The organism is Sneathia sanguinegens (assembly GCF_001517935.1).
Taxonomy (GTDB): domain Bacteria; phylum Fusobacteriota; class Fusobacteriia; order Fusobacteriales; family Leptotrichiaceae; genus Sneathia; species Sneathia sanguinegens.
The window spans coordinates 67,201-80,114 of record NZ_LOQF01000002.1 but is presented as its reverse complement, the minus strand read 5'-3'; the positions used below and the strand labels follow the sequence as shown (position 1 = coordinate 80,114).

The 12,914-nt window shown below is 25.5% G+C and carries 13 protein-coding genes; 12 read left to right on the top strand and 1 reads right to left on the bottom strand.

Annotated features, from left to right (window positions below; all coding sequences use genetic code 11):
• Nucleotides 1-44: 44 nt before the first annotated feature.
• The 7 genes from argS (at nt 45) to rpsT (ending at nt 7,118) form a co-directional block, all read left to right on the top strand.
• On the top strand, nt 45-1,754 hold the full coding sequence (gene argS, locus AWT65_RS01300) for an arginine--tRNA ligase (protein ID WP_066728552.1): 1,710 nt from the start codon (nt 45-47) through the stop codon (nt 1,752-1,754).
• 14 nt (nt 1,755-1,768) lie between these two features.
• Nucleotides 1,769-3,112 carry a hypothetical protein gene (locus AWT65_RS01295; RefSeq protein WP_066728550.1) on the top strand — a complete coding sequence of 448 codons (1,344 nt, stop codon included), beginning with the start codon at nt 1,769-1,771 and terminating at the stop codon, nt 3,110-3,112.
• Nucleotides 3,113-3,125: 13 nt separating this feature from the next.
• The gene (locus AWT65_RS01290) at nt 3,126-3,530 is read left to right on the top strand and encodes a Fur family transcriptional regulator (RefSeq protein WP_066728548.1); all 405 of its coding nucleotides are present in this window, start codon (nt 3,126-3,128) and stop codon (nt 3,528-3,530) included.
• Nucleotides 3,530-4,273, top strand: coding sequence for a MurR/RpiR family transcriptional regulator (locus AWT65_RS01285; protein WP_066728546.1), 744 nt, complete (start codon nt 3,530-3,532; stop codon nt 4,271-4,273). Before AWT65_RS01290 ends, AWT65_RS01285 begins: the two co-directional genes overlap by 1 nt.
• Before the next feature lie 120 nt (nt 4,274-4,393).
• Nucleotides 4,394-6,034 carry a PTS transporter subunit EIIC gene (locus tag AWT65_RS01280; protein ID WP_066728544.1) on the top strand — a complete coding sequence of 547 codons (1,641 nt, stop codon included), beginning with the start codon at nt 4,394-4,396 and terminating at the stop codon, nt 6,032-6,034.
• On the top strand, nt 6,034-6,777 hold the full coding sequence (locus tag AWT65_RS01275; protein WP_066728542.1) for a Cof-type HAD-IIB family hydrolase: 744 nt from the start codon (nt 6,034-6,036) through the stop codon (nt 6,775-6,777). Before AWT65_RS01280 ends, AWT65_RS01275 begins: the two co-directional genes overlap by 1 nt.
• Before the next feature lie 77 nt (nt 6,778-6,854).
• A complete protein-coding gene (gene rpsT / locus AWT65_RS01270) occupies nt 6,855-7,118 on the top strand; it encodes a 30S ribosomal protein S20 (RefSeq protein ID WP_066728540.1) in 264 nt (87 codons plus the stop codon).
• A 252-nt stretch (nt 7,119-7,370) separates the two neighbouring features.
• Here the strand turns inward: rpsT and AWT65_RS01265 are convergent, their stop codons facing one another.
• A complete protein-coding gene (locus tag AWT65_RS01265) occupies nt 7,371-7,970 on the bottom strand; it encodes a hypothetical protein (protein ID WP_066728538.1) in 600 nt (199 codons plus the stop codon).
• A gap of 221 nt (nt 7,971-8,191) precedes the next feature.
• Between AWT65_RS01265 and AWT65_RS01260 the strand changes: the two genes are divergently transcribed.
• The 5 genes from AWT65_RS01260 (at nt 8,192) to AWT65_RS01240 (ending at nt 12,850) form a co-directional block, all read left to right on the top strand.
• Nucleotides 8,192-10,237: an HD family phosphohydrolase gene (locus tag AWT65_RS01260; RefSeq protein ID WP_066728536.1), complete on the top strand. Its 2,046-nt coding sequence runs from the start codon at nt 8,192-8,194 to the stop codon at nt 10,235-10,237.
• 9 nt (nt 10,238-10,246) lie between these two features.
• A complete protein-coding gene (gene ybeY / locus AWT65_RS01255) occupies nt 10,247-10,705 on the top strand; it encodes an rRNA maturation RNase YbeY (protein WP_083497777.1) in 459 nt (152 codons plus the stop codon).
• Entirely contained in the window at nt 10,689-11,438 is a 750-nt protein-coding gene (locus AWT65_RS01250) for a diacylglycerol kinase (RefSeq protein WP_066728532.1), read from the top strand. Before ybeY ends, AWT65_RS01250 begins: the two co-directional genes overlap by 17 nt.
• Nucleotides 11,439-11,447: 9 nt before the next feature.
• On the top strand, nt 11,448-12,380 hold the full coding sequence (locus AWT65_RS01245; protein WP_066728530.1) for a manganese-dependent inorganic pyrophosphatase: 933 nt from the start codon (nt 11,448-11,450) through the stop codon (nt 12,378-12,380).
• A gap of 86 nt (nt 12,381-12,466) precedes the next feature.
• A complete protein-coding gene (locus AWT65_RS01240) occupies nt 12,467-12,850 on the top strand; it encodes a hypothetical protein (RefSeq protein WP_066728528.1) in 384 nt (127 codons plus the stop codon).
• Nucleotides 12,851-12,914 lie beyond the last annotated feature (64 nt).

The following is a 12,914-nucleotide window of genomic DNA, read 5'->3' as shown; positions in this document are numbered from 1 at the left end:
AAAATTATAGTATAATTTAAGTAAATAAGGTTTGGAGGAAATAGATGAAATTACTTATAAATCAAGTATTTGATGTGTTAAATGAAAATATAAAAAAAATATTTAATGTAGAAATTGAAAAAAAAGATTTACAAAATTCTACAAAAAAAGAATTTGGAGATTTTCAAACGAATTTTGCTATGGTTAATTCAAAAAAAATAGGTAAAAATCCAAGGGAAATTGCTAAAGAATTAGTAGAACAATTTGATGGTATGGGAATAATAAAGAAAATTGAATTAGCTGGTCCTGGCTTTATAAATATATATGTTTCAGATGAAAAATTAAATGAAGAAATAACAAGATTTGGAAGTGAAAAATTTGAATATGGAATAGATACAAGCAGAATAGTAGCAATAGATTATTCATCACCAAATATTGCAAAAAGAATGCACGTTGGACATTTGAGATCTACAATAATAGGAGATGCTTTAAAAAAGATTTATGAAGAAATAGGATTTAAAGTTTATGGAGATAATCATATAGGAGACTGGGGTACACAATTTGGTAAACTTATAGTTGCATATAATAAATGGTTAAATAAAGAAGCATATGAAAAAAATGCAATAGAAGAATTAGAAAGGCTATATGTTTTATTTTCAACAGAATCTAAAAAAGATCCTAGCTTAGAAGAAGAAGCAAGAGAAGAATTAAGAAAAGTTCAAATAGGAGATCCAGTTAATTTAGCATTGTGGAAGGAATTTATAACTTACTCAATGAAAGAATATCAAAAGGTTTATGATAGACTTGATATCCATTTTGAATTAGTTAATGGTGAGTCATTTTATAACGAAATGATGCCAAAAGTATTAGATGATTTGAGACAAAAAGGTTTGGCTAAGGAAGATGACGGAGCTTTAGTAGTATTCTTTGATGAAAATAAATTACCACCTTGCATAGTTCAAAAAAAGGATGGTAGTTTCTTGTACTCAACTTCAGATTTAGCAACTATAAAATATAGAAAAGAAAAATTGAATGTTGACATTGCCTTATATGTTGTTGATGAAAGACAAGCAGGTCATTTTAAACAAGTATTTGAAATTTCAAGATTATTAGGTGGTTTATATGAATATGAAAAACACCATACACAATTTGGAATTATGAGATTTGGAAATGGAATGATTTTTTCATCAAGAGGTGGAAATGTAATAAGACTTACAGATTTATTAGATCAAGCAAAAGAAGAAGTTAAGAAAGTGGTTGACGAAAAAAATCCTAATCTTTCAGAAGAAGAAAGAGATAAAATTTCTGAAGCTGTTGGAGTTTGTGCAATAAAATATTTTGATTTAAGTCAAAATAGAACTTCACCTATTTTATTTGAATGGGATAAGGTTTTAAGTTTTGAAGGTAATACAGGTCCATATTTACAATATACTTATGTTAGAATTAAGTCTATATTAAATAAAGTTGATAAGATAGATGAAAATGCAAAAGTTTTAGTAGAATCTTCAACTGAAGCAGAAAGAGATTTAGTTTCTACAATATTAAAATTACCTACAGCAGTTATTAAAGCTTATGAAACAAAAAAACCTAATGTAATAGCAGATTATGTTTATGATTTAGCTAAAAAATTTAATAGTTTTTACAATAATGAAAAAATATTGACAGCTTCATCAGAAGAATTAAGAAATTCTCGTATACTTTTATCAGAAAAGGTTGGGGAAGCTTTGAAAAAGAGTTTGGCATTATTAGGAATTAAAACAGTAGATAAAATGTAAAGAGGGGAAAAGTTATGTTTAAAAAAATTGTGTTTTATTTTTCAATGTTATTATTACTTTTTTCATGTGCTGGTCAAATTGCAAAAAGTCAATTTGAAAGAGGAGAATATAGAGAAAGTGTAAAAACAAGTTTAAGTTTACTAGAAAATGGTAAATATAGTAATTTGAAATTAGAAGAAAAACAAGAAATTTTGAATAGAATGAAAATAATTGATAATTTTTATGCTAATGCAGAAAATAATCCAAATATTTCAACTATGTATGATGCTTTTGCAATAGGTTATATGATAAATACTAAAGTACCTGAATTATCACAACAAATGGTTAATTTAAATAAAAATACAGTAGATAGATTAGCAAATACTTTGGAATATAAGATAACTAGTAATTTAGCAAATGGATATGAAAAAAATGAAGTTGACTCTATGGAAGCAATAAGATGTGATATGAAGGAAATAAGAATACCTTATTCTAAATATGCAAATATGTATAAAAATATTTCAAAAGCTATTGCAGATAAATATTATAAATTAGCTGAAAATACAACAAGTATTCAAAAAGCAATTGATTATTATAAGTCTTGTTATATAGCTTATAGTGATTTTTATAGCGATTATAGAGGAGCAAAAACAAAATATAAAGAATTACAAAGAGAACTTGATATACAAATGGCAAATAAGCTATATGAAGTAGCAAAAAGTTATTATTCTATGAATGACTATAATACAGCTTTAATGAAGTTCAAAGAAGCTCGTGCTTTATATAATAAATATTATGAATATAATAGCAGAATTAGAGATATAGATGTATATATTGAAAATTTAAATAATAGAATAAAGGAAAATAAAGCAGAAGAATATTTCCAAAAAGCTTGTATTTATCAAGCAAAAGGAGATTATATGATGGCTGCTAAATATTTCTATGAAGCACATAATGTGATTAATAATTATAAAGGAAGCTATGATTTAGCTAAAAGAATGGAAAATAATTTGAATGATTATAATTATAAATCAAAAACATACAAATTATATGCCGAAAAATTTAGTAGAGAATCTTTGATAGAAAGATTACTTTTCAGCAAAGGTTACACAAGAACAGAATATAATCCTAGTTATGATTTAACATATAAAGAAGAATATAGTTATTATAACGATAACTATTCAGGAAAAGAAATGTTAGAAGTAAGATTTTTCTTATTTAATGGAAATAGTATTATTTCTGATAAGGTTGTTAGATATAGTAATGATTATGGATATGGTATGCCATTAGGAAAAAATAGAATGCTTAATTTAAAAAGTTATGATATAGATAATGCAGCAAATTATTTCATAAATAATGCTATTGGAAGTTTTAGATAGGAGTGAATTTTAATTGAGGGCAAAAGATATACTTATTGAAAATAATATAAAGTTATCAATACAAAGAGTTGAAATACTTAATTATTTACTTTTAGCTAAAAATCATCCTAGTGTTGATATGATTTATCTAAGCCTTTCAAATAAAATACCTACTTTATCTAAGACAACTATCTATAATACATTAAAATTATTTGTAAAAAAAGGTATAGTTAATGAAATAGCCATAGAGGGAAAGGAAGTGCGATATGATGCACTTCCACAACCTCATGGGCATTTTAAATGTCTGAATTGCAATAAAATATGTGATTTTGATTTTGATATAAAGGGCATAAATATTAAAATTTTAGAAAATATAAAAATAGACACAGTTCAATTTTATATTAAAGGGTTGTGCGAAAAATGCACTGGTGGTAAATGATGACTAATATTATTGAAAAAATAACAGAAAACTATAAAAAATTATCAGACAGTGAAAAACAAGTTATTGACTATGTTCTGGGTTTCAAAAATAAAAAAGAATTAAAAATAAAAATAATAGAAGAAAGTTTGTATATTTCATCATCGACAATAATTAGAGCTTGCAAAAAAATAGGTTATGATTCTTTTAATCAATTCAAATTTGCTTTAATTAATTCAGAACATGAAGAGGTATTGAAAAATAATAAAACTATTGATATTTTTAAAAATAATATAAAAAAAGATTTTGAAAAAACCTTATCACTAATTACTGATGAAAAATTAGAACAAATTATATCAGAAATAAAAAGGGCAAAAAGAATATTTTGTATAGGGATAGGAATGAGTTCACAGGTATGCATAGAATTTAATAGACAACTTAAATTGTTGGGCTTTTGGGCAAATGATTATATTGAAAAATATGCAATACAAACTATACCTGATATAATAGATCAAAATGATTTGATTGTAGATTTTTCATTAAGTGGTGAAGACAGTGAGATAAATAAAATGCTATTAAACACAAAGATGAAGGGAGCAAGAATAGCAGGTATATGTTCTTTGAGTAATAATAGTTTAGCAAATTTAAGTGATACATTAATAACTGTTTATAATACAAGAATTGAAAGAAAAAGGATAAGATCAAGATTAATGCTACATTTAGCAGCTACTTTAATAATAGAAAAATTAATAATGTCGATTTAGTAAAAAATTACTATAATAGGCATTTTTTTTATTATAAGTCAAAAATGGCAAATATAATGGACATTTTGAATATGTAGGTTATACTATCCATATAAGAAATAAATAGGAGGCATTGAAAGCATGGAACGTAACAAAGTAGTAGTAGCATTCGAAAAATTTGGTAGAAGTTTTTTATTACCAGTATCTGTACTACCAGCAGCAGGAATATTAAAAGGAATAGGATCGGCTTTTACAAATTCAAATACAATAAAAATGTACTCATTTTTAGATGTTAAATTTTTACAAATATTTATGAAATTATTAGTTACATTAGGAGATGTAGCATTTAAAAATTTACCGCTTATGTTTGCTGTAGGTGTTTGTGTAGGATTAGCAAAAAAAGAAAAAGGTTCAGCTGCTCTATCAGCAGTATTAGGATTTTTATCTTTCCATTATATAATGAACTTTTTGTTAAAAGTAACAAATACATTAGTTGTTAGTGATGGTTTGACTAAAGCTCAAGTAAGTCAATTGATGGCACAAAGCATGCAAACAAAAGTATTAGGTATTCAAACAATGGATTTGAATGTGTTTGGAGGATTAATAGTAGGTGTTGTAGCATATTATGTACATAAAAAAGCACTTAATGTACAATTACCACAAGTAATAGGATTCTTTAGTGGACCTAGATTTGTACCTATCATTGTAATGCCAGCAATGGCAATAGTTGCAAGTATTATGTTTGTAATTTGGCCAACTGTACAACATGGAATAAATTTTGTATCAGTAATGATTCTTAAATCTGGATATATTGGAACTTTCCTATATGCATTAGCTGAAAGATTCTTACTTCCATTTGGACTACATCATGGTTTAAATTGGCCAATTAGAACAACAGAATTAGGTGGTACTTTTGTTATCAATGGTAAAACAGTATGTGGAACAATTAATGCATATATGGCTTCAATAGGAGATGCAAATACAAAAATAGATCCAAATATTACAAGATTTAGTTCTGGAAAATTTGTATACAACATGTTTGGTTTACCAGGAGCAGCATATGCTATGTATAAGACTGCTAAAAAAGAAAATAAAAAAATGGTTGCCTCTTTATTATTTGCAGCTGCAGGAACTTCATTCTTAACTGGAATTACAGAACCATTGGAATTTACTTTCCTATTTGTTGCACCAATGCTATATGCTGTACATGCATTTTTAGCAGGATTAACATTATTAGCTATGCATATTATGGGAGCAGCTTTTCTTACACCAACAGGTCATGGATTAATAAATTTCATAATTTATGGAGTTTTACAAGGAACAAGAACAAAATGGTATTTATTACCTATAGCAGGTGTTGTATGTTTCATCGTTTATTACTTTGTATTTAAGTTTATGATTTTAAAATTTGATTATAAGACACCAGGAAGAGAAGGAAATATCGAAGATATACATATTTCTACAAAGGAAGAAGCAAGAAGCAAATATGGCTTAAAAACTTTAAAAGATGAAAAAAATAAGACTAAGATGGATAAACATGAACAAGCATTAGGTTTGATAGAATGTTATGGTGGAAAGGATAATATTGTATCTGTAGATGCTTGTATTACAAGACTTAGAATTGATGTTAAAGATAAAAGCATTGTAGATAAAGAAAGAATAAAAAAAGAATTTAAAGCAATGGGTGTTACAGAAAATGGTATGCAAGTGCAATCAATATATGGTGCACATGCACAAGTGTTAAAAATGGAAATAATAGATATACTAGGATTAGAAGACTAATGAAAAAATTAATAATTACAGATTTAGATGGAACTTTATTACAAAATTCAGTTGAAATATATAAAAAAGATCTTGAAAAGATGAGAGAGTTTCAAGAAAAATATTTAATAGGTGTTGCAACTGGAAGATCATTGAAAGAAATTAAATATATTGAAAAAAATAATAATCTTAAATTTAGCTATAAAATAGCCTTTAATGGAGCACAAATTCAAAAAGATGATGAACTAATTTTTGAAAAACATATAGATGAAGATATCTTAGAAAGATTATACAAATTTTTACAAGAAAATAATCTGATATTTGATGCTTTAGATGGAGAAAAAAGGATAGGAAATTTTAATCATGAAAATCCAAAATCTTTATGGAATATGGAACTTATTTGTGTACATAATCCGTATGGACTGTTGAAAGGTTTAAAAATATATAAGGTAAATATAAGACCAAAGGCAGAAGAATGTGATGAAATATTAAAAAGGCTAAAAGAAAATTTTGAAGATTTATCAATTTTTAAAACAGCAAAAACAAGAATAGAAGTTTGTTCAAAAAATTTATCAAAAGGAGTAGCAATAAAAAAAATAAAAGAAATTGATAAGCTTGACATTATAGCATTAGGAGATTCAGGTAATGATGTAGAAATGTTTAAAGAAGCAGATTATTCTATTTGTATGCATCATGCTCCAGAAAATGTGAAACAAGAAGCAGATTTAATAGTAAAATCTATTTGTGAAATAGAAGAAATTTAAGTAAACAAATACTTGATTTTTATATAAAAAAGTGTTATTATGTTAAGGTATTAATTGAAGCTTATAAAGGAGGAATAATGGCACATACTAAATCATCTAAAAAAAGAATTGTTTTAGGAGAAAGAAATAGACTTAGAAATCAAGCTATAAGAAGCAGAGTTAAAACTTTCGTAAAAAAAGTTTTATTAGCTATTGAAGAAAAAAATATAGAAGATGCTAAAGCAGCATTGTCTGTAGCTTTCAAAGAATTAGATAAATCAGTTACTAAAGGAGTATTAAAGAAAAATACTGCTTCAAGAACAAAGTCAAGATTATCGTTAAAAGTTAAAGCATTAGGATAGTAAACTCTTAACAAAACTAATATTTATGCACCTTGTAAAAGGTGCATTTTTTTTAATTAGTTAAAATGTGAAACTATTCATGCATTAATTAAATGTTTTAAATTAATAGAGTATTAGACAAATTGATTTTTATATTAGTTTAGCTTCTTATGAAATTTTACATAATTATCTTTTAAAATTAAAAAAATGGGTATAATAATGAAAAAAATTTATATAAAAAAAGGGGCTGTATTATGTAATACAGCCAAATCTTTATTCAGATAAATTCATATTTAAGATTAACATACCAGTTCTTGTTAATTTGTTAGACATTGTCTTTTTATCGTCATATTTTCCAAATAGAATAATAGTAAATCTACCTTTTTCTTCAGTGAAAATTCTATCTTTTGTTTCTTCATTTACAACCATTTTACCTTTAAAAGTAAGATTTTCATTTTCTTGTAATCTAACTTCAGTATAGTCTTTATTTAAGAAATCAATGTGTGTGTGTGGGAAACCAGCGTTGTATGAATGGAAATGCATTTCTTTTTCAAATTTTTCAGGTGCATAATCAGCTCTATCGAATAATAGGAATTTAGCTTCTAGGTAAGCATTTTTACCATATGTAGTTATAGTTATTAATTTGTTAGCTGTTTCATATCCAGTACTTGTTTTTTCTATATCAACTAAACCAAAATCACCTATAAGAGCATGTAGTTCTCCTTCATGAGTTCCAATGCTTAATGTAGTATTTAAAGCAGAATTTACTGAATGATAAGTAGTTGCATTTTCTAATTTAACATCAGCATGATTGCCATGTGCAAAAGTTGATAATGCAAAAGACATTGTTAAAATTAATAATAGTTTTTTCATCTTATTTCTCCTCTTTATTTTTGATTATCACGATTATATAACAACATTTTTAGCAAGTCAATAAGCCAAATTCAGTTCTTTGTATAAATAATCTTAGTTATTTTAGCATTTTAAATAGGTGAAAGAAATGCAAATTTTTCAGTTATTTATTTATAAGTCTTAAATAGACAATTGCATTTCTATATGATATAATTTAACAAATAGAAGTTGGAGAAGGACTTATGGAATTTAATTTTTTTGGAAATAAATTTGAGTTAAGTATAAAAAAGCAGGAAGACATAGAAGAAATTAAAAAAGGAAATATATATGACAGATATAATTTTAAAATATCCATATTTTTGTTAATATTTATGTTTTTTTCTGCCCTTTTTATATATTACAAAAATAAAAATGAATATATAATAGGGACTCAGGCTAAACATGATGTTATTGCATATAAAACAATTAAATATGAAAAAGACATTTTAGATAAAGATTTAAAAAGCAAAATTTTAAAGAATACAAAGCCTGAATATAATAGAAAAGAAGATGTCGAAAAGGAAGAAATAGCTAGATTTACAAAAGTTCTAACAGAATTGAGTAGTTTAGATTTAAAAAATGAAAAATTAGTTAGAGAATTTATAGATGCAAATAATTTAGATATAAAGACAGAAGATTTGATTAGTGTTGGTATAAATGGTGGAAATAAATATCACATATATTTAATAGATATTTTATCAAAAATATATGAAGAAGGAGTTATATCTCCAGAAGATCTAACAAAGATATTATCTAAAAAACAAATAGTTTTAGATGACTATGAAAAAGAATTAATAAAGAATTTTGTTAAACCTAATTTAGTTATAAATGAAGAAGAAACAAAATTAAAAATTGAAAATAATATAAAGGCTTTAAAGAATAATACTATAGTTATAAAAAAAGGAGATTTTATTCTTAAAAAAGGTGATGAAATTACCTCAAGTGCTTATGAACAATTAAAAGTATTAGGTCTTGTTACGGGTTATGATAAAACTGTTAGAAATATTTTTACGGTAGTATACACTTTGATGATAGCAATTTCATTTTATATAAGTGGAAAAAAATTTTTGAAAAAAGGTATTAATTCTAAAGGTTTTTATCCAACATTAATAAGTTTCTTTTTTGTTAATTTTATTTATTTATTAACTATAAATAAATCAGATACTTTGCTATATTTAATACCTTTCGCAGTTGTATCAATAATTGCATCTATTCTAACCACTGATAAAATGTTTTCATTAGCGATATCAGCAATGACGAACTATTTATTAGCACCTAATTTGGAATGGTTCATAGCTATGATGATAGTATCATTGGTAGCAATGTATAATAATTCAAAAATAACTAATAGAATGGAATTAGTAAAAAATGGATTTAAAGTAGGAGCATTACAAGCTATTTTTGCTATTATATATTCAGCAGTTTATAACTATGATTTGAAGTTGATGACAATAATATTGACTTTTTCTATAATCTCTGGTTTTTTAACAGGTATGATTTGTTTAGGTATTATGCCATATTTTGAAAATGCCTTTTCAATATTAACAGACATAAAACTTTTAGAAATAGGAGATTATTCATCACCATTACTTAAAAGATTACTACTTGAAGCTCCCGGAACTTTTTATCATAGTGTAATGGTAGGAGCACTAGCAGAACAAGCTGCAGAAGCAATAGGAGCAAACCCTATACTCGCTAGAGTTGGGGCATATTATCATGATATAGGTAAATTAAAAAGACCAATTTATTTTGTTGAAAATCAAGGAGGTCTAAGTAATTTGCATGATGAATTGAAGCCTTCGCTTAGTTCTTTAATTTTAACTTCTCATCCTAGAGATGGATATATTTTAGGAAAACAATATGGCTTGCCACAAGAAGTGTTGGATATAATAATACAACATCATGGGACAACAATGGTGCAATATTTTTATTATAAGGCAGTTGAAACAGGGGAAAATATAAGTGAAACAGATTTTAGATATGCAGGACCTAGACCACAAACAAAAGAATCAGCTATAGTAATGTTGGCAGATACAGTAGAAGCAGCAGTTAGAGCATCAACTGATAAGAGTAAAGAAGGTATAGAAAATACCATAAGATATTTAATAAAGTATAAGATAGATGATAATCAATTATATGAATGTGAAATTAATTTAAAAGATATTGAAACTTTAGTACAGGCATTCTTAAAAGTTTTAAAAGCAGCTTATCATGAAAGAATACAATATCCTAAAATTAATAGAAAGTAGAAGGTAATTATGTTAGATATAGACATATGTTATGATGTTGAAAAAATAGAAGAATATTATGATGAAGATAAAATTAAAGAATATTTAGAATATATTTTAAAAAATGAAAAAAATGATTTTGATAGTAAAACTTATTATATTTCATTTATGTTAACAACTAATCCTGTTATACATAAAATAAATAAAGAATATAGAAATGTTGATAGACCAACAGATGTTATTTCATTTGCATATAATGAAACTGAAAATATAGGCCCAATGGAAGTTGTTGGAGATATAATAATTTCTATAGATAAAGTTAAAGAACAAGCTAAAGAATATGGACATTCAGATAAAAGAGAATTCTTTTATCTTTTGACACATGGTATGTTACATATTTTAGGTTACGATCATATAGAAGCAGATGAAAGAAAAATAATGAGAGAAAAAGAAGAAAGATATTTGAGTGCTTATGAGTACAAGAGATAATAAAAATAAAAAAGAAAATAGAATAATTGAAAGTTTTAATCATTCTATAGATGGTATTATAGCAACTATAAGAAGCGAATCGCATATGAGATTTCATATTTTTATAGCTTTTATTATAATAATTTTAGCTATGATCTTTGAAATAACAAAGGCAGAATTATTAATCTTAATACTTGTAGTTTCATTAGTTTTTATTACAGAAATAATAAATACAAGTATTGAAAAAACAGTTGATCTTGTTATACAAGAGAACAATCCTTTGGCAAAATTTGCAAAAGATGCAGCAGCTGGAGCAGTCATGATAGCAGCAATTGCAGCAATTTTTATAGGCTATATTATATTCTTTGATAGAATATTAAAATTTGTTGTAACAGCACATTATATTGCAAGAATAACAGGTAGAATTTCAAATATTGCCTTATTAATTTTAGCACTTTTGTGTATTATAGTAGTAAGTTTAAAGGCCTATTTTAAAAAAGGTACAGCTTTTGAGGGAGGTATGCCTAGTGGTCATGCAACAATAGCAAGTTCTTTGGTAATAATTGTAATGTTTATGACACACGACACAAGAGTAATTTTATTAACTTTTCTACTATATTTGTTAGTTTGTCAAAGTAGGATTAAAGCAGGAATACATACATTTAAAGAAGTCGTTGTAGGAAGTATTATTGGCTTTAGTGTAACATATATAATATTTATAACATTAATAAAATTAGGAAAGATTTTTTATTAGGAGGAAATAATGGAAGAAATTTTAGTTTATGGACATAGAAATCCAGATTCAGATGCTATTTGTACTGCAATAGCTTATGCAAATTTGAGAAATATTATCAAGCCAAAAGAAAAGGCTGTTGCTGTTAGAATAGGTGATGTAAATGAAGAAACAAAATATGCCTTAAAATATTTTGGTGTAGAAGCTCCAGAATATGTTGAAAATGTTTCAGGTAGAAAAATAATATTAGTAGATCATAATGAAAGAACACAAACAGCAGATGGATTTGAAGAAGCGAAAGTTTTAGAATTAATTGATCATCATAGAATAGCTAATTTTAAAACAGATGAACCTTTACATGCTAGAGTTGAACCCTATGGTTGTACATCAACAATAGTTTGTGAAATGTATCAAGAAAAAAATGTAATTCCTTGTAAGAAAATGGCAGGAATGATGCTAAGTGCAATTATATCAGATACTCTTTTATTTAAATCACCAACTTGTACAGAACATGATGTTGAAGCTTGTAAATATTTAGCTAAGATTGCTTGTGTAGATTTGAAAGAATATGGTATGGCTTTATTAAAAGCAGGAACTAATTTAAGTTCTAAAACTGAAAAAGAAATTTTGAATATGGACATGAAAATATTTGAATTAGATAAGGGAAGATTTGGAATTGCACAAGTAAATACAGTAAATGAAGAAGAATTATTAGCCAAAAAGGAAGTATTTATAAACGAAATAGACAAAATGTTAAAAGATTTAAATCTTGAAGGCTTTATGTTTGTAATAACAAATATTTTAACAAATGACTCAGTTGGAGTTATAAGAGGAAATAGAGTAGATATTATAGAAAAAGCTTTTGAAACTAAGGCAGAAAATGATACTATTTTATTAAAAGGTATAGTTTCAAGAAAGAAACAAATTGTACCACCATTAACAAGGGCTGCAAGTAATAATTAAAATAAATTTTCAATATGTGTAAACCTTATTGACAATCCGTAAAAATAGGTTAAACTTATAGTAATAAAAAGCATTCAAGGAGAGTGATGAATGTGGATTTATACAATAAGGCTATAGATGAATTAAAAAATAATTTTAATAATAAATACTTGGTTATTTTAGATAGAAATAATGCTAGTATAGTGTATAAAGGTAGTGTAAAAGTAGAAGAATTTGAATTTAAAGATGATATAGATGAAATAGTAAAAAGGATATTTATATTTTATTTAGAAAATGGTAAAAAATTGATATTTGATTTTGAAGATGTAATTTATGTCAAATTGAATCAATTGAATGAATATGGTTTGGTATATTCAAATTTTTTATTCTTAATTAATAATTTAAACAAAGATAGTATAAAATCATATATTGAATTTCAAAATTTTGATTTATCAGCTAATGAAATAGAAGATATACTATATGAAAAATAAAGATATGAATTAGCTTTAATTTGTATCTTTTTTTGTGCTCTATAATTTTAAATGATATTGTGCT